This window comes from Pseudomonas sp. GW822-FHT05A08, assembly GCF_058800485.1.
This window is the reverse complement of sequence record NZ_CM179511.1, coordinates 2,004,835-2,025,576: the sequence shown is the minus strand read 5'-3', so window position 1 is coordinate 2,025,576 and position 20,742 is coordinate 2,004,835. Positions and strand designations below refer to the sequence as shown.

The window sequence follows — 20,742 nt, the reverse complement described above, 5'->3', positions numbered from 1 at the left end:
ACTCACAGCAGCTTCAACTCGGGCACGGCGATCACGAAACGCCCACCCCACTGGCGAACGTGGGCCAGTTGCTCGCTGACTTCCGACAGCAGGTTCCACGGCAACACCAGCACATAGTCCGGGCGCTCGCTATCGATACGCTCGGGCGCGACCACCGCAATCCTGCTGCCGGGCAGGAACTTGCCCTGCTTGTGCGGGCTGGCGTCGGCGACCCAGGCCAGCAAGTCCGGCTTGACCCCGGCGTAATTGAGCAAGGTGTTGCCCTTGGCCGCGGCGCCATAACCCACCACGCGCTTGCCTTCGGCCTTGGCCTGGAGCAGGAAGCGCAACAGGTCATGCTTGATGCGTTCCGCAGCGGGTGCCAGCGTGGCGTAGAACTCGGGGGTCTTCACGCCCGCGTCGAACTCGGTTTGCAACTGCTGCTGCACCGCCGGTTGCACGGCGCGGCGTTCGCCGTCCTTGCGCTGGACGAAAACCCGCAGCGAACCGCCATGGGTGGTCAGTTGACTGACGTCGAAGACTTCCAGTCCGTTGCGCTCGCACAGTGCCTGCACGGCGGTCAGCGACAGATAGGAATAGTGTTCGTGATAGAGCGTGTCGAACTGCGCGCCGGCCATCAGCGTCAGCAGTTGCGGGAATTCGAAGGTGGCCACGCCGGTCGGCTTGAGCAGCGTCGCGAAACCGCCGAGGAAATCGTTGATGTCCGGTACATGGGCCAGCACATTGTTGGCCGCCATCAGGTCGGCGGCCCAGCCTTGGTTTTTCAGCTGCGCGGCAGTGTCGCGACCGAAGAACAGCTCACGAATCTCCAGGCCTTTTTCCCGCGCGGCTTGCGCGGTGCTGCGGGTCGGCTCGACGCCCAGGCACTTGATCCCGCGAGCGGCCACGTACTGCAACAGGTAACCGTCGTTGGCGGCGACTTCCACCACACGGCTGTCAGCCATCAAGCCAAAGCGCTCGACCATCTCGGCCACATAGCGCTCGGCGTGGGCCAGCCAAGTGCTGGAGAAAGAACTGAAATAGGCGTACTCGGCATCGAACAGGCTTTCGGCGCTGGTGTAATCCTCGGTCTGTACCAGCCAGCATTGCTGGCACACGGCGACCTTCAGCGGCACCCATTGCTCGGCCTGTTCAAGACGATCGGCATGCACATAGGCGTTGGACGGTGGCGAGGTGCCGAGGTCGATCAGCGGCAGGCTCAGCGGTGCGGCGCACCCACGGCAGTTCATAGACGCACTCCAGCAAAGTGTTGATCGAGCGCGGGATGGCTGGAATCCCGGGCCGACAGATTATTGACAGGCAACGGCCAGGCAATCGCCAGCCGTGGATCGTTCACCGACAGACCGCCCTCGTGCTCCGGCGTGTAATCGGCGCTGTGCAGGTAGAGCAGCTCGGCGTCGTCGGTGAGGGTCTGAAAACCGTGGGCGAATCCGGCCGGGATCAGCAGGCTACGGCCATCGCCGGCCTTCAGGTGCTCGGCGTGCCAGTGCAGAAAGGTCTCGGAGTCCGGACGCAGATCCACCGCCACATCCCACACCTCGCCGCGCAGGCAGGTGATCAGCTTGGCTTCCGGCGCATTGGCGTTCTGGTAATGCAGGCCGCGCGCACTGCCCTTCTCGCGGGTACAGGAATGGTTGATCTGACGGATATGAAACTCGCTGCCGAATGCACTCAGACTGCCTTCGCAGAACAGCCGGGCGAAATGTCCGCGCTGATCTTCGAAGCGCTTGTGCTGGACGCTGAACAGCCCGGCCAGCGGCAGCTGTTTCAAGGAAAACTCGCTCACAGCGCGCCCCGGTACAGGTTCAGTTGAGCGAGGGTCACAGCGCGCATGTCGTCGCCACGCTGCCAGGCCAGGTGCCAGTCCAGGGTCTGCGCCAGGCATTGCTGCAGCGACCAGCGCGGTTGCCAGGCCAGCAGCTGGCGTGCGCGGCTGCTGTCCAGGCGCAACAGGCCGGCTTCGTGCAGCTCGCTCGGCTCGATCCGCAGCCCGGGGGCGGCCGGCCAGCGCGCGGCCAGCAACTCGACCACTTCACCGACGCTGCACATGTCCGCTTCGCTTGGCCCGAAGTTCCAGGCCCCGGCGAACCGCGGCCCTTGTTCGTAGAGGCCGGCGGCCAGTTGCAGGTAGCCGGCCAGTGGCTCCAGGGCGTGCTGCCATGGGCGCACCGCCTGCGGGTAGCGCAGGGTCACCGGCTCGTCGGCCGACCAGGCCTTGAGCACATCGGGGATCAGCCGTTCCGGGGCAAAGTCGCCGCCGCCCAGTACGTTGCCGGCACGCGCCGTGGCCAGGGCCAGGCCGTGTTCGGCGTACTTGTCGGCCGGGAAGAACGACGCGGCATAGGACTGCGCCAGCAACTCGCAGCACGCCTTGCTGCTGCTGTAGGGATCATGCCCGCCCAGGGCTTCGTTTTCACGGTAGGGCCACAGCCATTCCTGGTTGGCGTAGACCTTGTCGGTGGTCACCAGCACACAGGCACGCACGCCGCCGACCTGACGGATCGCTTCCAGCAGGTTCAGGGTGCCCATCACGTTGCTGGAGTAAGTACCCAGCGGGTCGCGATAGCCCTCGCGTACCAACGGTTGCGCCGCCAGGTGCAGGACGATTTCCGGCTGCGTCTCGGCGATCAGCTCCAGCAAGGCGCCAAGGTCGCGCAGGTCGCCACGCTGGTCGTTGATACCCTCGGCAACCCGCGCCAGCTCGAACAGGCTCGGCTCGGTCGCAGGGTCTAGGGAGAAGCCACTGACTTCGGCCCCCAGGCTGTGCAGCCACAGGGTCAGCCAGCTGCCCTTGAAACCGGTGTGGCCGGTCAGCAGGACCCGCTTGCCGCGCCAGAATTGCGCGCTCAGTCCCACTGCTTCCATGGGGCCTCCCCGCTCTGCCAGAGTTGCTCCAGGTGGTTCTTGTCACGCAGGGTGTCCATCGGATGCCAGAAGCCGTCGTGCTGGAAGGCATGCAATTGGCCTTGCCCGGCCAGCGTGGTCAGCGGCTCGGCTTCCCACACCGTGTCGTCGGCCGTTAGCAGCGGCAACACCTTGGGCGACAGCACGAAGAACCCGCCATTGATCCAGCCACCGTCACCTCGGGGCTTTTCGGTAAAGCCCAGGACGCTGTCGCCATCGCGTTCCAGGGCGCCGTAACGGCCAGGCGGCTGCACCGCGGTGACGGTCGCGTGCTTGCCATGGGCCAGGTGGAAGTCCACCAGGGCGCCGATATTCAGGTCGGAAACGCCGTCGCCGTAGGTAAAGCAGAAGGCTTCTTCGTTCTCCAGGTAGCGCCCGGCCCGACGCAGACGGCCACCGGTCATGGTTTCCTCACCGGTGTCGATCAGGGTCACGCGCCAGGGCTCGCTGTAGTTCTGATGAACGTCCATACGGTTTTCCCGCATGTCGAAGGTGACGTCGGAGGTGTGCAGAAAGTAGTTGGCGAAGAAATCCTTGATCGCGTACCCCTTGTAGCCCAGGCAGATCACGAAGTCGTGAATACCGTGGGCCGAGTACTGCTTCATGATGTGCCAGAGAATTGGCTTGCCGCCAATCTCGATCATCGGCTTGGGCTTGAGATGGGACTCCTCGCTGATGCGCGTGCCCAGGCCACCCGCCAAAATAACTGCCTTCATCGTCTCCCCTCTTGTTCGTCACAGGGCTCTGCCAAGCTGTACCGAGCTTTTTGCGGGCCTTCTGGATAAAACCTTGTGCCGTTGGCGGCGCTTCGCTGTTTGACGCAAGCGCTCGTTTTATGGCGATTTCGAGGGGGCTTGCAGGAAACGCGCCAGCTCCTGGGTCCCGGCCCATGGCCCTGACACCGTGGAGAACCCGGAAGGCGACGCCACAAGGATCGCCTTCAGCAGCGAGAAAACCGGCGCACCCTCCCCCTCGATCGCCGCCATAAAAAAGCCAGGCATCGAAAGCCTGGCTTGTTTAGTTACCGCCCCGGATCAATCCGGCAACCACCCCTGCATCCACAGATTCAGGTTGTTGCCCCGCAGCATGTAGTCACGCAAGACTTCTTCGCGCAGCGCATCGCCCATGCGATAGCTGGCTTCGGGGTCGGCCAGGTGCATGCGGATCGCGCCGATCCATTCCTGGGTGCTGTTGCTTACGACCTTGGTACACGGCAGGTAGCCGCGATAGGCCTCGGTGTCGGTGCAGATCACCGGGTAACCGCAGGCGCCGTATTCCAGGAGCCGCAGGTTGCTCTTGCAGTCGTTGAAGATGTGGAACTCCAGCGGCGCCAGGGCCAGGTCGAGATTGAGGCTGGCCAGTTTGAACGGATAGGCCTGCAGGCCTATCACCGGGTGGAACTCATGCACGTAGGGCCGCAACTCATCCGGGCACATGCCGAAGAACACCCACTCGACTTCATTGGCCAGCTCGCGCACTGTCTCGGCGATGATTTCCAGGTCGCCCGTATGGCTGGTGCCGCCGCCCCAGCCCACCCGCGGCTTGCGGGAGGTTCCGCGGCGGCTGGTGAGGGTAGCCCAGGGGTCGGCCGGCAACATGTTCGGCACCACACGGATATCGCTGTGCATGCTCGACAAGACATCGGCCAGCGGCTGGGTGGTCACCACCACGCGGTCACACAGGGCTATGCCCTGGCGCAGCATCTCTTCGGTATTCAGCGGCTGGTTGCGCGCATGGGTGTTTTTCTTCGGCGCGCTGACCACATAGTCGTCGAGTTCAAAGACCCGCAGCGCACTGGAATACTTCTTCATGCGCAGGATGTCGCTCACCGCACCGTCGCTGTAGCGGCATTGCAGGATGATCGAGTCCGGGGCGATACGCTCGATTTCCACGGTCGAGGGCGATTCATAGGCCACCCGGCCGATCAGCCTGCCCGTCGCCTCCAGTTCGGCCAGCGGCGCCGTGACCCGATAGTGGCCCACCGCCGAACTGTTGACCGGCAAACCCAGTACCAGCGGCACAGCGCGGCTACAGAACGGATTCCAGTTATTGCGCAGGCCAGCCTCCAGACTGAAACTGGAGTAGCCCAGGCTCAACGCCGGGTTGTACGCCGGGTCGCGGGCGATTTTCGGCATCCAGCGACGATAGAATGTATCGTGCTCGCGCTCCTGCAAGGCCAATTGCCCGGGCTCTTGCGATACCTCGCGGGCGGCGGTCAGCAGCACGCTGGCATACGGCGTCCAGACCACCAGATAGCCGTTGTCATTGATCCGCAGGCACAGGTCGACATCACCCAGCCCGGAAACGTAATGGACCTCGTCGAGCCCACCGACGCTGTCGAACACTTCCTTGCGCACCATCAGGCAATCGCCGCTGACCGCACTCCAGCTCTGCGGCACCTGCAGACGCTGCATGTAACCGCGGGCGCTGGCGGCTTCGCCATAAAACGGCGAGCTTGCCGCCCCGGCCAGGCCAAGAATCAACCCGGCATGCATGATCGAACCGTCCAGGCCGAGCATCCGCGCACCGACCACACCGACCTCCGGACGCTGGGCATGATTGAGCAATTCGTCCAGCCAGTCGCCAGCGCCAATCAGGCTGTTCGCGCTGAGCAGCAACAGGTATTCGCCACGAGCCTGTTGCGCCGCGTAATTGCCAGTTGCCGCCGAACCGCCAGCACCGGCAAAACGCAGCACCCGCAGCATGTCCGCGCCCAGTTGCGCCATGGCCTGCAACCAGTCCGCCATGGCCGGGTCGCGGCTGCCACTGTCGACGATCAGGATCTCGTAATGGCTGTAGGCGGTCTTCTCGATCAGGCTCTCGGTGCAACGCTGCAGCGCTGCCAGCGAATCCCCGGCCTGGATGATGATCGAGACCAGCGGCCGCCGCGAGTGCAGATAGTCGATGTGGTTGATCAGTGGCAGCTCGTCGTGGCTGATCCGGTGCTCCACGCCGATGCGTTCCAGATGCGCACCGACCAGCCCGGCATTGCCCTCGATCACCTCGGGCAACGACAACCAGTCGGCATAGTTGAACAGCGATTCGAGCTGGATTTCGGCGATGTGCTCGATGGTTTGCGGCCCGGCTTCCTCTACCAGACGCCACAGCAGATCGTGGGGCGCCAGCTCGCCGAAATGCGCCTGGAACCCGCCCAGGGCCATGAAGCGCTGGCGCTCGAAGGCCAGAGCCCGCCCGACATAGGGATAGCCGCGCATCAGATCCAGGTTGAAGTCGGGCTTGAATACCGGGTCGCTGGATTCGCCGTCGACCAGCGCGCCTTCGTCGCTGTAGATGCACAGGGCGCCCGGGATCCCGGCGATGCGCTCGGCGAGGATCAGCAGCGCCGATTCCTTCAGGGTGTCGCCGGCGCGCAGCAGGTAAAACCAGTGGCAGCCTTCCAGTTGCGGCACCAGCGCATTGAGCTGCTGTGGCCACTGCGTTTCCAGCGGCAGTTGCAGCACGCGTTCGTGCTCCGCGCACTCGGCATCGGACAGGACCAGGATCGCCTGCGGCGCGTACAACTGCTGCGCCAGGCTCTGCAAGGTCGACTCCAGGGCCACGCCATCGGCAGCCACGTCGATCACAATGGGCACGATCTGCGGTCGCACCGGCCAGCTGCCGATTCGCTGCGGCAGATTGCGCTTCTCGGTCTCGGAGAAAGAGCGGATCGCCAGCCACTCCTGGTAGAACTCGGCATAACTTTCGCTCTCGCCGCCGACCCGACCACTGACCACGGTGTTGCGGTTGCCGAGCACCCGGGTCACGCAGAGTTCGTCCCACCGCCAGGATGGCTCGGACATTTTTGCCAGGTCGACAGAACGCACCCAGCCCGAGGCCGGGGCCGACTCGCCGCTGCGCGCGGCGAGCATCTGCGCCAGCCAGTCCCATTCAAGCTTCTCCGCCCGCTGCATTTCCGGCTGCTTGCTCAAGCGTTCCGGATACAGGCGCTCAGTGCTCAGCACGGTGTTGAGTAGCGCCAGGTTGCCACGCCGCATCAGGCACACGAACAGCGCCAGATCCAGCAGCGCGACAAACCCCGCGCCCTCTTGCGTCAAGGCCGGCAGCAACTCGAGCACATCGGCGCGGCGCATCAGGGTCGAACTGAAATTGCCGAGGAAGTTGCGCGGCGTGCTCTCGAGGATCGCCAGCATGTCGTCGCCCTTGAGCATGGCGTCATTCGGCGACAACCGGGCGTTCTCGACCCGCGGCGGCAGAATGAAGTTGCCGGCGTCGCTCATCATGCGCAAGCCGCAGACCAGATTGATCTCGGGATGATCGACCAGCACCTGGGCCTGCATGGCAATGCTCGGGGCGAACAGGCGGTCGTCATCGCAGAGAATCTTGATCAGCTCGCCCTGCGCCTCTTCGACGCAGCGCAGCAGGTTCTTCTGCATGCCCAGGCGCCGTGGGTTGCGCAGATAACGCACCGGATGGGGCGGCTCGGAGATGGCGTCCACCGCCTGACGGATCTCATCACCGGCCGAGTCGTCGCAGATGACGATTTCGACCCGCTCCCAGGTCTGGGCCAGCGCACTCTCGAACGCCTGGCTGAAGAAGCGCGGATTGAAGGCAGGGATGACGATGCTGACTAGCGGGTGTTGATTCACGACGGGAAACTCTCGAGCGGCGGGCCCGGCCTGGTCAGGCGGGCCGCAGAACCGCTTAATGAAGACGGTTGACGGCTCGACGGCGCGGCCGCGCTCACAGGAGCGCGACCGGACTCAGGCTCAGACCTTGTTGAACAGGCCCAGCTGGGCAATCTTGCTGAAGGCCAGTTGCGAGGCTTGCAGCATGGTCTGTTGCAGGGTCAGGCGGGTCATCACCTCGGCCGGGTCGGAATCGCGTATCGCCGACTGGGTCTGGGTGTTGGCCGAGCTCAGGCTCAGGTTGGTTTCGTTCTGAATCTCCAGCGCCGAACCCCGACCACCGATATCACTGACCGCGCTCGCCACCTGGTTGGCGCCGCTGGCCAGATTGGCCATCCCCGCCTGCAACCCCGCGTTGAGTTTCTGGATGGCGATCGGATCACCGTTGGTCGGTGTATCCAGCACCGTACGCAGCTGGCTAATGGTGTCGAGGACGTTCTGGGTCTGGTGGTTGTTGACCGCCACCACATACTGGTCGCCCGCCGCCGGCGTACCGCTGAAGGTGAAGCCCACGCCAGACGCCGTGGCAGTGGAGCCGGCCATGGTGCCGGTGGAAACCGGCTTGCTGTCGGCGGTCAACGGCGACGCGTACAGCTCGTAGTCGGTGGCGCTGGTGAACTTGAGGATCGCACCACCGCTCGGGAAGCTGGCGTTGTAGGCGTTGCTGTTGCTGACGCTGGCACCAGTGACTACCGCGGTCGACGGGTTGCCCGGACTGCGTGAGACGTTGAAGGAATCGGGCTTGGCCGCCAGGGTGAAGCTGTGACCGGCGATCTCCGTGTTCGGGGGGGTAGCATCGCCGGGTTTCAGGTTGATGCTCAAACGCAGATCGACGCCGCGGAAACTGACGGTCTGCGCTTCTGCGCCTTTGCTGGAGCTGAAGGAGCCATTCTGGCTGGCCTCGGATGTCACGTCGTTGCCGGCGCTGTCGGTGATCTTGAACTGAGTACTGCTGAGGAAGCTGATGGTGTACGGCTCGCCGCTGCGGAACTCGCTGTTGTACTTCGGATTCGAAGACACCTGGCCGTTGGACAGCGTCACCCGGCCATCATCCACCGCCGGAGCGGTCATGCTGACCTGGCTGCGGCTGGTGTTGATGGCTTGCTGGAAGGCGGCCCAGCCAGTGGTGTTGGTGGCCATGGACATAGTGTCGCCCACCGGCAGGTTCAGCGTGGTCTGGTCACCGTTGTAACTGTAGGTGCCGTCGGAGTTGCGGGTGAACGGCACGGTGTCGCCCTGGGAGCCGGCAAAAATGTACTTGCCGTTTTCATCCTGGGTATTCATCAGGCTCAACAGCTGCTCTTCGATCTGCGCCAGCTCGGCGGCGTTGGCCTTGCGGTCGGCGTCAGTGTAACCGGCGTTGCCGGCTCCGCTCGCCAGTTCCTGGGCACGCGCCAGAACGCTGGTGATGCTGGTCAGGACCGATTCGGCCTGGCCCAGGGACGCTTTGATCGAGGTGGTGTTGGCCGAATACTGGCTCAGCAGCGAAGCCTGCTGGCCCAGTTGCAGCAGGCGCGAGGCGCCTACCGGATCGTCGGCCGCGGTGTTGACGCGAATCAGGCTGCTGGCCTCTTCGCTGCTCTTGACCGCATTGGCGAAGTTCTTCTGGTAGTTGGCAGCCGAGGACTCGTAAAACTGGGCGGTGGAAATACGCATGGACTACGACTCCTTAAAGGCTGTTGATCAGGGTGGCGAAGGTTTCCTGCGCCGCCTTGATGATCTGCGAGGACGCGGTGTAGTACTGCTGGTACTTGACCAGGTTGCCGGTTTCTTGATCCAGGTCGACCCCGGACAACGAATCCCGCGCGCCCTTGGCGTTGGCCAGGATCGTCTCGGTGGCCGCGCTGTCGAGCTTGCCCTGGCTGGCCTTGGCACCGACGTTCTCCACCAGCTTGCCGTAGGCATCGACCAGGGTGATGCCCTTGCTGGCCGAACCGGTATCCACCGTCTGCTTGCTCTGCAGGCCCGCCAGGGCGGTGCCGTTGCGGTTGTCGGTGGAACCGGCGCCGTTGAACTTGACGTTCAGCCCTTCGCCTTCCTTCGGCGAACCGGCGACGCTCATTTCCACGGTGAAGGTTTTCTGCACCGGCGGTGTGCCGCCGTCGGTGATCGGGTTGCCGCTGGCATCGACCATCTTGATCTGCAGGTTCAGGGTGTTGTTCTGCCCCGGGACGATCGAACCGGTGCCCATCAACGTGCCCTTGGCATCGTAGTATTTGTAGCCCTGGCTGCCGCCCGCGGGGGCGTCGAAGACCAGCTTGACCGGTACCGAATTCTTGATCGCGGTCTGCATCTCGGTTTTGGCGGCCGAGTTGTAGATGTCCAGCGCCGGCTTGACTGTCGGCAGGCCCGGAATACTCAGCGAACCGGTGGCCCCCGGCAGTACCTCGGCATTCAGCGGCGCGGCGATGGCCAGGCGCTTGGCGTCGGTCAGCTCGGTCTTGATAGTGGTGGCCGCGTTACGGGTCGGGGTGATCTTGAAACTGTCGCCGGCGCTCATCGCCCCGCCGTTGAGGCTCAGGGTGAAACCGTCGATCACCGGTGGCGGCGTGGTGGTGGTGCTGAACGCGCCCAGGCTGGTGCCGTCGGAGCGCTTGACCGTGTAGTCGGTGGCGCTGGTGAAGGTCACCTGGTAGTCGCTGATGGTCAGCTTGCCGGTGTCCTTGATGGTCACGTCGAGGTTGCCCGAGCCTGCGCTGTTGTTGCCGTTGGCAATGCTGCGCTGGCTGATCAGGGCCGCACTGTTGATGTTGTTGAACAGTGCCGCGCCGAACTCGCCGTTCTTGTCGATACCTTGTCCGAGCTGGCTGTTGACCTGGTCGGCGATTACCAGGGCCACGCGCCCCAGTTCGTTCATCGCCGGGTCCAGCACCTCGTTGCGATAGCGCAGCAGGCCGCCGATCTCGCCACCGGTGACCACCGAGGTCACATCGATAGTGCTCGAGCCGCGATTGAGCTGCAGCGAGGAACGGGTCGGGTCGGTCTTGCCGGCGACCACTTCCAGCTTGCTGGTGGTGTTACCCACGACCAGCGGCTGGCCGCTGCCCAGGTACAGGTCGACGCTCGAGCCGCGCTCCGAGACATCCACCTTGACGAACTGCGACAGCTGGCGCAGCGTCTCGTTGCGCTCGTCAAGCAGGTTGTTGGGCATGCCGCCGCCACCGGAGACTTCGGAAATCTTCTGGTTCAGCAGGGCGACAGTGGCCGCCAGCTTGTTGACCTGGTCAGCCATGCTGCTCAGGTTGCCGTTGATGTTGGCGTTCTGCTCGTTCAATTGGCTGGAAACCGAGTTGAAGCGGTTGCTCAGGGCCTGCGCATCGCTGAGCAGCAATTGGCGCGAGGCGTCGTCGGTCGGCTTGGCGTTGACGTTCTGCATCGAGGCAAAGAACTTGGTCAGCGCGCCGGTGATACCGGTGCCGCTGTCCGACAGCAGCTTGTCCACCGGGGTGATCTGCCCCAGGTAGGCGGCGGCATCGCTGTTCAGCGAGGTGGTGGTCTGCAGCTGGGCGTCCAGATAGCTGTTGTACACCCGGCGCACGTCGGCCAGGGTGGTACCGCTGCCGATGAAGACATTGCCGTACTGGTTCGAAGCCTTGCTGCCCTGCACGGTCTGCTGGCGCGAATAACCGGCGGTATCGGCGTGGGCGATGTTGTTACCCGTGGTCATCAACGACATTTGGCTGGCTGACAGCCCCGACATCCCGATATTGAGCAAACTCATGATTCAGACCTTATAAATTCGTGGAAGCGCCCGCCGCAGCGTAGTTCTCGTAGCTCTTCATCTGCTTGGCAATCTGCGAAATCTTGCTTGCGTAGTCCGGGTCGGTTGCATACCCGGCCTTTTGCAACTCGCGTACAAACTGTTCGGGGTTATCGGCCGACTTCAGCACTTCTTGATAGCGATTATTGCTCTGCAACAAGGTCACCAAGTCGTGGAAGCTGTCCTGATACGAGGCATAGGAACGGAACTCGGCCGTCTCCTTGACCATCTGGCCATTTCTGAATTCGCTGGTGATCGCCCGCGCCTGGTCGCCCTTCCAACTGCTGCCGGCCTTGATGCCGAACAGGTTGTGGCTGCTGCTGCCGTCCTGCTGGCGCATCACCGATTTGCCCCAGCCGGTTTCCAGCGCGGCCTGGGCGACCAGGTAGCGCGGATCGACACCGATGCGGTCGGCGGCCTGCTGCGCCATCGGCAGCATGGTGGCGACGAATTCGTCCGCCGAGCTGAAGGCTTTCTTCGCCGGCGCCAACGGTGGCTGGGCCACGGCGCGACCGTAGATCTGCATGCGTCCGTGGGGCACCGCGGCAAAGCTGCGCGAGCTGTTCTTGACCAGCGCGTCGGTAGCGGCCGTGGTGCGTTCCGGCAAGGCCGTCCGGTTGGCGGCGGCACTGTCGGCCGACGGCACGATGCCCGCCAGCAGGCGATCGGTCAGCTTGCTCGGCAGGGAAATACGCCGCTGATTGAGCAGCGCCATATCGTTATGGGGACCGCTGTCGGCGGCGCGCTGCGGTTCCAGTGCACGAGACGCCCACAACGGGCGCTGACCATTGACCCGCGACAACGGCCCGCCCAAAGCGGTGGTGCCGGCAGCGATGGCGGTTGGTGTCGCGACCTTTTCAGTCAGCGCGACCTTTTCAGCCTGGGCGCCGGGCAGGGTCGCCGCCGCGGCAGGATTAGTAGATTTGTTCTTCGACATCTGGCGCATCAGCACATCGGCCAGGCCGATGCCACCACCCTCGCGGGACATGGAAACCGCCAGCTGCTGGTCGTACATTTCCTGGTATTGCTTGGCCGCGGGCGTGTTGAGCGGGTTGTCCTTGCCCAGCGCTTCGGTGGCCGAACGCATGGACTTGAGCATTTCGTTGAGGAACAGCGACTCGAACTCCTGCGCCACCTTGCGCATGTTGGCGTCGCTGTTCTTGTCGCCGACCTTGAGCTGGTTAAGCCGGTTGAGGTCCGAGTAGGAACCCGAATCGCCGCTGCTGACCAGACCGCTCTTGCGAATATCCATGGCCCCTACCTCAAATCACGATCAGGTCGGCTTGCAGCGCGCCGGCCTGTTTCAAGGCTTCGAGGATCGCCATCAGGTCGCCCGGTGCCGCGCCGACCTGGTTCACCGCACGCACGATTTCGTCGAGGGTGGTGCCCGGGCCGAACTTGAACATCGGCTTGGCTTCCTGTTCGGCGTTGACCCGCGAGCGTGGCACGACCGCGGTCTGGCCACTGGACAGCGGGCCAGGCTGGCTGACGATCGGGTCTTCGGTGATGGTCACGGTAAGGCTGCCGTGAGTCACGGCGGCTGGCGACACCTTGACGTTCTGGCCGATGACGATAGTGCCGGTGCGCGAGTTGATGATGACCTTGGCCACCGCCTGCCCCGGATCGATTTCCAGGTTCTCGAGGATCGACAGATAGTCGACGCGCTGGCTCGGATCGAGCGGCGCGGTAACGCGAATCGAACCGCCGTCGATGGCCTGGGCCACGCCCGGGCCGAGCATGTCGTTGATCTTGTCGACGATGCGCTTGGCGGTGGTGAAGTCGGAACGGTTGAGGTTCAGGGTCAGGCTGTTGCCCTGGTTGAAACCGCTCGGTACCGCGCGCTCCACCGAGGCACCGCCAGGGATGCGACCGGCCGACGGAACGTTGACCGTGATCTTCGAACCGTCACGCCCCTCGGCGTCGAAACCGCCCACCACCAGGTTGCCCTGGGCGATGGCGTAGACGTTGCCGTCGATCCCCTTGAGTGGCGTCAGCAGCAAGGTGCCACCGCGCAGGCTCTTGGAGTTGCCGATGGAGGACACGGTGATATCCACCTGCTGCCCCGGCTTGGCGAACGCTGGCAGATCGGCGCTCACCGATACCGCCGCGACGTTCTTCAACTGCACATTGCCGGAGCCCGGCGGCACCTTGATGCCGAACTGCGACAGCATGTTGTTGAAGGTCTGCAGGGTGAAGGGTGTCTGGGTCGTCTGGTCGCCGGTGCCGTTAAGCCCGACCACCAGGCCGTAGCCGATCAACTGGTTGGAACGCACGCCGGAAATGCTGGCGATGTCCTTCAGCCGTTCGGCTTGAGCGTGGCAGGCTGCCGAAAGCAACAGCGCAGCCAGCATGAGGCGTTTGAAATTCAACGTAGCCACCTAGAAAGGGAACAGCGGGCTGAGGAAGAAACGGTCGAACCAGCCCGGCTGGCTCGCATCGGCAAAGGCACCGGTGCCCGAATAGGTGATGCGGGCGTCGGCGACGCGGGTCGAGGAAACCGTGTTGTCGGTGGCGATATCGTCGGCGCGCACCAGGCCGGCAATGCGCACCAGCTCGTCGCCGGTGTTGAGGGTCAGCCACTTCTCGCCGCGCACGGCGATGATGCCGTTGGGCAGCACGTCGGCCACCGTCACGGTGATCGAACCGGTCAGGCTGTTGCTCTGGCCGGACTTGCTGTCGCCCTTGGTGGCCCGGTCGCCGCTGTAACCGACGTCCAGGCTCAGGTCGCCGCCGCCCACCGGGTTATTGGTGCTCAGGCCGCCACCGAAAAACGAGGTCAGGCCGATGCCGGTCTTGCTGTTTTTGTCGACCTGCGAGTTGGCATTCTTGCTCGCCTGGGTCCGCTCGTTGAGGGTGATGGTGATGATGTCGCCCACGCGGAACGCCTTGCGGTCGCTGTAGAGGTTCTGCTCGAAGCCGGCCTGGTAGATCGAGCCGTTGTTGGCCGCAGCCGGCAACGGAGTACGTGGCAACACCGGAGCGTAATACGGGTCATTGGGCTTCGGCGTCGGGGCCACGCAGCCTCCGAGTACGACGAACCCACTCAGTGCGAGAACAGATACAAAGCGATTCATGACCCTACCTCATGGTGTTGCAGGCGGCCGCTGGGCCGCCCCAGGACTTGATTACAGATTCTGCGTGACGAACGAGAGCATCTGGTCGGCGGTGGAGATCACCTTGGAGTTCATCTCGTAGGCACGCTGGGTGGTGATCATGTTGACCATCTCCTCAACGGTGCTGACGTTGGAGGTTTCCAGGGTGTTCTGCAGGGTGGTGCCGAAACCGTTGAGGCCCGGGGTACCGACTTGCGGCGCGCCGCTGGCGGCGGTTTCCAGGAACAGGTTGTTGCCCGTCGCTTGCAGGCCGGCCGGGTTGATGAAGTCAGCGGTCTGCAGGTTGCCGATCACTTGCGAGGCCGGGTTGCCGGCTGTGGTGATCGAGACGGTGCCGTCCTGGCCCACGGTGAAGGTCTGGGCGTCGTTCGGCACAACGATCGCCGGCTCCAGCGTGAAGCCGTTGGCGGTGACGATCTGGCCGTTGGAATCCAGGTGAAAGGTGCCGTCACGGGTGTAGGACGTGGTGCCGTCCGGTTGCAGGATCTGGAAGAAACCGCGGCCGTTGATGGCCATGTCCAGCGGCTGCTCGGTGGTCTGCAGGCTGCCGGCGGTGAAGTTCTTCTGGGTGCCGACGATGCGCACACCGGTACCCAGTTGCAGGCCCGACGGCAGCTCGCTGTCCTGGGTCGACTGGGCGCCAGGCTGACGCTTGATCTGATACAGCAGGTCCTGGAACTCGGCGCGATCACGTTTGAAACCCGTGGTCGAAACGTTCGCCAGGTTGTTGGAAATGGTGGTCAGGTTAGTGTCCTGGGCGGACAGACCTGTTTTGGCAACCCACAGAGCCGGAAGCATTCGATTCTCCTCGTGCGCCTGTTTTACGGCGCGACGTACTGGTAATTAGCTGATCTGCAAGACCCGAGCCATGGCCTGGTCGTCTTCTTTGGCGGTGTTCATCATCTTGATGTGCAGCTCGAACTGCTTGGAGAGCGCCAGCACCGAGGTCATTTCCTCGACCGCATTGACGTTGCTCGACTCGAGGAATCCCGAGACCAGTTGCACATTGGCGTCAGCCGCTGCCGGCTGGCCGTCCTTGGTATGGATCGAACCGTCCAGACCCTTGGTCATGTTCTTCAGGTCCGGGTTGACCAGCTTGATGCGGTCGACCTCGGCCATCACCCGTGGGCCTTCGCCCATGGCGCGGATGCTGATGGTGCCGTCCTGGCCGACTTCCACCTGCTGCTCCGGCGGCACGGCGATCGGGCCGCCGTTGCCGATCACCGGCATGCCGTTGCCGGCGCGCAGCACGCCCAGGGCGTCGATGTTCAGGCTGCCGGTGCGCACGTAGCTTTCACCGCCCTCCGGGGTCTGCACGGCGATCCAGCCATTGCCGCTGACCGCCACGTCGAGGTCGCGACCGGTTTCCACCAGCGAGCCCGGGGTGAAATCGGTAGCCGGCCGTTCGGACATGGCAAAGGCCCGCGCCGGAAAGCTGTCACCAAACACCGGCATCGAACGCGCCTGCTCCAGGTCGCGCTGGAAACCGTTGGTGGAGATGTTCGCCAGGTTGTTGGCATGCGCCTTTTGCGCCAGCGCATTCTGGCTGGCACCGGTCATGGCCACATAAAGGTACTTGTCCACAGTCTTTCCTCTGCATGTCGGACGTTTGCCGTCCACCGCTGTACTGCTGAGCCATAAGCAATAAGCGCACCAACTTGTTTTTCGGACGGCCGAAGGCAGGAAATCCGGGAACTTGAGGGCGTTCGAAGGGAATCGGCGGATTGTGTCAAAGACGAAAAACCGGCGCAGACATGCCGCTTACGGCAAGCCTCGGCCTCCAGGGCACTCCCCTGCCTCGCCGCTGCTCCTGTAGCCGCTGCCGCAGGCTGCGATCGAGGCCGCAGGACTCGCAAGGCTGGCAAGGCATGACCTCGACCCGATCGCAGACTTAAGGTCTGGCGCCTGCTGCGCAGCCGATCGCAGCCTGCGGCAGCGGCTACAGGATTCAGTTTTCGTCGGTGTTCTTGCCGACTTCGTATTCGCGCAGTTTGTTGGCGATGGTGGTATGCGACACGCCCAGGCGCTTGCCCAGCTGGCGGCTGCTGGGGTGCTCGGAATACAGGCGTTCGAGCACCGCCTTTTCGAAGCGCCCGACGATGTCGTCGAGCCCGCCTTCCAGGGAGAAGTCACCAAGGGGTTGGCGCACGCCATAGTCCGGCAGGCGGATGTGCTCGGCCTTCACCGTACCGCCGTCGCACAGGGACACCGCCTGGAACAGCACGTTTTCCAGCTGCCGCACGTTGCCCGGCCAGTGGTAATGACTGAGGCGCTCCATGGCCGCTGGCGCCAGCCTGGGCAAGGCGCAGCCGATCTGCCGGCTGGCCTGGTCGAGGAAGTGCTCCACCAGCGGTGTCAGGCCGTCGAGGCACTCGCGCAGCGGCGGGATGTGCAACGACAAGACGTTGAGGCGGTGATACAGGTCCTGGCGGAACTCGCCGCGGGCGCACAGCTCGGACAAATCGACCTGGGTCGCACAGATCACCCGCACGTCCAGGTACACCTCTTCGTCGCTACCGACCCGACGGAAGCAGCCGTCCTGCAGAAAACGCAGGAGCTTGACCTGCAAGCGCGGGCTCATCTCGCCCACCCCATCGAGAAACAGCGTGCCGCCGGCGGTCAGTTCCAGCAGCCCGAGCTTGCCTTCGGCCCGCGCACCTTCGAAGGCCCCCGGCCCGTAGCCGAACAGCTCGGTCTCGGCCATGGATTCCGGCAGGCCGGCGCAGTTGAGCGCCATCAGCGGCGATTGCCCGCGCGGGCTGGCCAGGTGGCAGGCGCGCGCCAGCAGTTCCTTGCCGGTGCCGGTCTCACCCTCGATCAGCAGCGGCGCGTCCAGCGGTGCCATGCGCCGCGCTTCACGGACCACCGCGGCCATGACTTTCGAGCTCTGGAAGATGCTGTCGAAGCCTCGCAGTTCCTGCTTGCGCACGTTATAGATGCGCTCGCCGACCCGGTCCGCGCGGTGCAGCGTCAGCACCGCGCCGGCCATGGCCTCGCTGTCGTCGTGCTCCGATTGCAGCGGCGCGATGTCCGCCAGAAACACGTCACCCTTGACCTTGACCCGCAGGCCGTTGATCCGCGATTTGTTGGCCCGTACCAGTTCCGGCAGGTCGAAATCCTCGGCATAGCGCGACAGTGGAATCCCCGGCACCTCGTCCACCCGCACGCCCAACAGTTGCGCCGCCGCGCGGTTGGCGGCGACGATGGAACCGCCCATGTCGATGGACAACACCGGAAACTCCAGGGCCCCGAGCAAGGCATTGAGTTCCATGTGCCGTCGCTCGCTGGGCATCAGCCCGACCCGCTTGACCCCGAACACCCCGGCGATCGACTCGAACTTCGGCCGCAATGCCTGGAACTGCAGATTGATCAGGTTCGGGCAATGCAGGTAGATGGCATTGCCATGCTCCCCGCCCACCTCGCCCCGGGCCACGTTGATGCCGTACTCCACCAGCAGGTTGAGAATGTCGCGCAGGATGCCGATGCGATTCTGGCAGTGGACTTTGATACGCATAGAAGGAAGGCCCGAGACAGGTAATAGAGGGCGTGAATGCCAGAAAGCGGCACTTTTGGCACCGTTCGACAGGAACTTTCTGCGGTGTGACGCAGATAATCGTCAAGATTATGTGACAGTCGCCGGCCTTTTCAAATCGACTATTCTCAGTAATAGCGGACCCGCAACGCTTTCGTAACGAAAACTTTACGAAATCAGCCCTGATCCGCCCATTACGTTCACGTCAACCTGCTGCATGGGCTGCAACCTTGGGTTATCTCTAGCGTCAACTGATAACAAGAAGCAGCCCCTGACAGGAGAGCAGCATGAAGCAGACGCAGTACGTGGCCCGCGAGCCCGACGCGCAAGGTTTTATCCACTACCCCGATGAAGAACACGCGGTGTGGAACACCCTGATCACCCGTCAGTTGAAAGTGATCGAGGGTCGCGCGTGCCAGGAATACCTGGACGGCATCGAGAAACTCGGCCTGCCCCACGACCGCATCCCGCAGCTGGGCGAAATCAACAAGGTGCTGGGCGCAACCACCGGCTGGCAGGTCGCCCGGGTGCCGGCGCTGATTCCCTTCCAGACCTTCTTCGAATTGCTCGCCAGCAAACAGTTTCCGGTCGCGACCTTTATTCGTACCCGCGAAGAACTGGACTACCTGCAAGAGCCGGACATCTTCCACGAGATCTTTGGCCACTGCCCGCTGCTGACCAACCCCTGGTTCGCCGAATTCACCCACACCTACGGCAAGCTCGGCCTGCAGGCCACCAAGGAAGAACGGGTGTACCTGGCGCGCCTGTACTGGATGACCATCGAATTCGGCCTGCTGGACACCCCGCAAGGCCAGCGCATCTACGGCGGCGGCATCCTTTCCTCGCCGAAGGAAACCGTCTACTGCCTGTCGGACGTGCCCGAGCACCAGGCCTTCGACCCGCTGGAAGCGATGCGCACCCCGTACCGCATCGACATCCTGCAACCCATCTACTTTGTGCTGCCCAACCTCAAGCGCCTGTTCGACCTGGCCCATGAAGACATCATGGCCCTGGTGCACCAGGGCATGCAGATGGGCCTGCACGCCCCCAAGTTTCCGCCCAAACCCAAGGCGGCCTGAGCGCCCTGCCCTCGCGCGGCGCTCATAAAACCCGTAATTTCCAACAAGAACCGATTTCAGGAACCCACCATGACCGCTCTCAACCAAGCCCATTGCGAAGCCTGCCGCGCCGATGCCCCACAAGTCAGCGACGAAGAACTGCCGGTACTGATCAAGCAGATCCCCGACTGGAACATCGAAGTGCGCGATGGCGTCATGCAACTGGAAAAAGTCTTCCTGTTCAAAAACTTCAAGTTCGCCCTGGCCTTTACCAACGCAATGGGTGAAATTTCCGAGGCAGAAGGTCATCATCCTGGCCTGCTCACCGAATGGGGCAAGGTCACCGTGACCTGGTGGAGCCACTCCATCAAGGGCCTGCACCGCAACGACTTCATCATGGCCGCTCGCACCGACGAAGTGGCCAAGACCGCAGAAGGACGCAAGTAATGCATTTCGACGCCATAGGCCGAGTACCCGGCGACCCGATTCTTGGCCTGATGGAGGCCTATGCGTCGGACAGCAACCCACGCAAGTTCGACCTCGGCGTCGGTGTCTACAAGGATTCCCAGGGCCTGACGCCGATCCCTCGGTCGGTCAAGCTGGCCGAGCAGCGCCTGGTCGACCGGCAGACCACCAAGATCTACATCGGCGGCCACGGCGACGCGGCCTTTGGCAAGGTGATCAATGAACTGGTGCTGGGCGCCGATTCGCAACTGATCGCCGAACGCCGCGCCGGCGCCACCCAGACCCCGGGCGGCACCGGCGCACTGCGCCTGAGCGCCGACTTCATCGCCCACTGCCTGCCGGGCCGTGGCGTGTGGTTGAGCAATCCGACCTGGCCGATCCACGAAACCATCTTTGCCGCCGCCGGCATCCAGGTCAGCCACTACCCTTACGTCGGCAGCGACAACCGCCTCGACGTCGAGGCCATGCTGGCGACCCTGAACCAGGTGCCCAAGGGCGACGTGGTACTGCTGCACGCTTGCTGCCACAACCCCACCGGTTTCGACCTGAGCCACGACGACTGGCATCGGGTGCTGGACGTGGTGCGCAGCCGCAACCTCCTGCCGCTGATCGACTTCGCCTACCAGGGCTTCGGCGACGGCCTGGAGCAGGATGCCTGGGCGGTCCGCCTGTTCGCGGCCGAACTGCCCGAGCTGCTGATCACCAGTTCCTGCTCGAAGAACTTCGGCCTGTACCGCGACCGCACCGGCGCGCTGATCGTCTGCACCCGGGACGCGGAAAAGCTGCTGGACGTACGCAGCCAGCTGGCCCACATCGCCCGCAACCTGTGGTCCACCCCGCCGGATCACGGCGCCGCGGTGGTCGCCACCATCCTCGGCGACCCGGAGCTGAAAAGCCTCTGGGCCGACGAAGTGGAAGCCATGCGCCTGCGCATCGCCCAGTTGCGTTCAGGCCTGGTGGAGGCGCTGCAACCCTTCGGCCTGGCCGAGCGCTTCGCCCACATCGGCGTGCAACGCGGGATGTTCTCCTACACCGGCCTGACGCCGGAACAGGTCGGCAAACTGCGCGATCAGCACAGCGTGTACATGGTCAGCTCCGGCCGGGCCAACGTCGCTGGCATCGACGCCACCCGCCTGGACCTGCTGGCCGAAGCCATCGCCGAAGTCTGCAAGTGACACCCTGATCGCGAGCAAGCTCGCTCCTACAAAAGCACCTGCCTGTAGGAGCGAGCTTGCTCGCGATGCTCTTCAATGATCCCCCGTCC

At 63.8% G+C, this 20,742-nt stretch carries 16 protein-coding genes; 3 read left to right on the top strand and 13 right to left on the bottom strand.

The window, feature by feature from the left end:
• Positions 1 to 2: 2 nt before the first annotated feature.
• The 13 genes from AC3RCP_RS09140 to AC3RCP_RS09080 form a co-directional block, all read right to left on the bottom strand.
• Positions 3 to 1,229, bottom strand: coding sequence for a class I SAM-dependent methyltransferase (locus AC3RCP_RS09140; RefSeq protein ID WP_101337158.1), 1,227 nt, complete (start codon positions 1,227 to 1,229; stop codon positions 3 to 5).
• Entirely contained in the window at positions 1,226 to 1,786 is a 561-nt protein-coding gene (locus AC3RCP_RS09135; RefSeq protein WP_101337157.1) for a dTDP-4-dehydrorhamnose 3,5-epimerase family protein, read from the bottom strand. The genes AC3RCP_RS09140 and AC3RCP_RS09135 overlap by 4 nt, the downstream gene beginning before the upstream one ends.
• Positions 1,783 to 2,865: a CDP-glucose 4,6-dehydratase gene (gene rfbG / locus AC3RCP_RS09130; RefSeq protein WP_101337156.1), complete on the bottom strand. Its 1,083-nt coding sequence runs from the start codon at positions 2,863 to 2,865 to the stop codon at positions 1,783 to 1,785. The genes AC3RCP_RS09135 and rfbG overlap by 4 nt, the downstream gene beginning before the upstream one ends.
• Positions 2,847 to 3,620, bottom strand: a complete 774-nt coding sequence (gene rfbF / locus AC3RCP_RS09125) for a glucose-1-phosphate cytidylyltransferase (protein WP_007922676.1) — start codon at positions 3,618 to 3,620, stop codon at positions 2,847 to 2,849. Before rfbF ends, rfbG begins: the two co-directional genes overlap by 19 nt.
• 318 nt (positions 3,621 to 3,938) lie before the next feature.
• Positions 3,939 to 7,511 (bottom strand): glycosyltransferase, encoded by a 3,573-nt coding sequence (locus AC3RCP_RS09120; protein ID WP_492569665.1) that lies wholly within the window; start codon positions 7,509 to 7,511, stop codon positions 3,939 to 3,941.
• Between the two features lie 120 nt (positions 7,512 to 7,631).
• Positions 7,632 to 9,206 carry a flagellar hook-associated protein 3 gene (locus AC3RCP_RS09115; protein ID WP_101337154.1) on the bottom strand — a complete coding sequence of 525 codons (1,575 nt, stop codon included), beginning with the start codon at positions 9,204 to 9,206 and terminating at the stop codon, positions 7,632 to 7,634.
• Between the two features lie 13 nt (positions 9,207 to 9,219).
• Positions 9,220 to 11,271 (bottom strand): flagellar hook-associated protein FlgK, encoded by a 2,052-nt coding sequence (gene flgK / locus AC3RCP_RS09110; protein WP_101337153.1) that lies wholly within the window; start codon positions 11,269 to 11,271, stop codon positions 9,220 to 9,222.
• Between the two features lie 10 nt (positions 11,272 to 11,281).
• Positions 11,282 to 12,562, bottom strand: coding sequence for a flagellar assembly peptidoglycan hydrolase FlgJ (flgJ, locus tag AC3RCP_RS09105; RefSeq protein WP_101337152.1), 1,281 nt, complete (start codon positions 12,560 to 12,562; stop codon positions 11,282 to 11,284).
• Positions 12,563 to 12,572: 10 nt separating this feature from the next.
• Complete coding sequence (locus AC3RCP_RS09100; protein WP_101339397.1) at positions 12,573 to 13,661, bottom strand: flagellar basal body P-ring protein FlgI; 1,089 nt, start codon at positions 13,659 to 13,661, stop codon at positions 12,573 to 12,575.
• 27 nt (positions 13,662 to 13,688) lie between these two features.
• On the bottom strand, positions 13,689 to 14,384 hold the full coding sequence (gene flgH / locus AC3RCP_RS09095; RefSeq protein ID WP_007922701.1) for a flagellar basal body L-ring protein FlgH: 696 nt from the start codon (positions 14,382 to 14,384) through the stop codon (positions 13,689 to 13,691).
• Between the two features lie 51 nt (positions 14,385 to 14,435).
• The gene (gene flgG, locus AC3RCP_RS09090; RefSeq protein WP_025805167.1) at positions 14,436 to 15,221 is read right to left on the bottom strand and encodes a flagellar basal-body rod protein FlgG; all 786 of its coding nucleotides are present in this window, start codon (positions 15,219 to 15,221) and stop codon (positions 14,436 to 14,438) included.
• A gap of 45 nt (positions 15,222 to 15,266) precedes the next feature.
• Positions 15,267 to 16,007 carry a flagellar basal body rod protein FlgF gene (locus AC3RCP_RS09085; protein ID WP_007922703.1) on the bottom strand — a complete coding sequence of 247 codons (741 nt, stop codon included), beginning with the start codon at positions 16,005 to 16,007 and terminating at the stop codon, positions 15,267 to 15,269.
• 364 nt (positions 16,008 to 16,371) lie between these two features.
• Entirely contained in the window at positions 16,372 to 17,937 is a 1,566-nt protein-coding gene (locus AC3RCP_RS09080) for a sigma-54-dependent phenylalanine hydroxylase transcriptional regulator PhhR (protein ID WP_007930099.1), read from the bottom strand.
• 305 nt (positions 17,938 to 18,242) lie between these two features.
• On the opposite strand from AC3RCP_RS09080, the gene phhA reads away from it, so the two are divergent.
• The 3 genes from phhA to AC3RCP_RS09065 all read left to right on the top strand — a co-directional run bounded on the left by phhA (position 18,243) and on the right by AC3RCP_RS09065 (position 20,653).
• Positions 18,243 to 19,034, top strand: a complete 792-nt coding sequence (gene phhA / locus AC3RCP_RS09075; protein ID WP_007930098.1) for a phenylalanine 4-monooxygenase — start codon at positions 18,243 to 18,245, stop codon at positions 19,032 to 19,034.
• Positions 19,035 to 19,103: 69 nt separating this feature from the next.
• Positions 19,104 to 19,460 carry a 4a-hydroxytetrahydrobiopterin dehydratase gene (locus AC3RCP_RS09070; protein ID WP_007930096.1) on the top strand — a complete coding sequence of 119 codons (357 nt, stop codon included), beginning with the start codon at positions 19,104 to 19,106 and terminating at the stop codon, positions 19,458 to 19,460.
• A complete protein-coding gene (locus AC3RCP_RS09065) occupies positions 19,460 to 20,653 on the top strand; it encodes an amino acid aminotransferase (protein ID WP_087088926.1) in 1,194 nt (397 codons plus the stop codon). Before AC3RCP_RS09070 ends, AC3RCP_RS09065 begins: the two co-directional genes overlap by 1 nt.
• Positions 20,654 to 20,742: the final 89 nt, after the last annotated feature.

Coding starts and splice junctions, on each gene's coding strand:
- AC3RCP_RS09065 (WP_087088926.1), top strand. CDS start 19,460: ATGCATTTCGACGCCATAGGCCGAGTACCCGGCGACCCGATTCTTGGC.
- flgH (WP_007922701.1), bottom strand. CDS start 14,384: ATGAATCGCTTTGTATCTGTTCTCGCACTGAGTGGGTTCGTCGTACTC.
- flgK (WP_101337153.1), bottom strand. CDS start 11,271: ATGAGTTTGCTCAATATCGGGATGTCGGGGCTGTCAGCCAGCCAAATG.
- AC3RCP_RS09100 (WP_101339397.1), bottom strand. CDS start 13,661: ATGCTGGCTGCGCTGTTGCTTTCGGCAGCCTGCCACGCTCAAGCCGAA.
- rfbF (WP_007922676.1), bottom strand. CDS start 3,620: ATGAAGGCAGTTATTTTGGCGGGTGGCCTGGGCACGCGCATCAGCGAG.
- AC3RCP_RS09070 (WP_007930096.1), top strand. CDS start 19,104: ATGACCGCTCTCAACCAAGCCCATTGCGAAGCCTGCCGCGCCGATGCC.
- flgJ (WP_101337152.1), bottom strand. CDS start 12,562: ATGGATATTCGCAAGAGCGGTCTGGTCAGCAGCGGCGATTCGGGTTCC.
- flgG (WP_025805167.1), bottom strand. CDS start 15,221: ATGCTTCCGGCTCTGTGGGTTGCCAAAACAGGTCTGTCCGCCCAGGAC.
- phhA (WP_007930098.1), top strand. CDS start 18,243: ATGAAGCAGACGCAGTACGTGGCCCGCGAGCCCGACGCGCAAGGTTTT.
- AC3RCP_RS09115 (WP_101337154.1), bottom strand. CDS start 9,206: ATGCGTATTTCCACCGCCCAGTTTTACGAGTCCTCGGCTGCCAACTAC.
- AC3RCP_RS09080 (WP_007930099.1), bottom strand. CDS start 17,937: ATGCGTATCAAAGTCCACTGCCAGAATCGCATCGGCATCCTGCGCGAC.
- rfbG (WP_101337156.1), bottom strand. CDS start 2,865: ATGGAAGCAGTGGGACTGAGCGCGCAATTCTGGCGCGGCAAGCGGGTC.
- AC3RCP_RS09140 (WP_101337158.1), bottom strand. CDS start 1,229: ATGAACTGCCGTGGGTGCGCCGCACCGCTGAGCCTGCCGCTGATCGAC.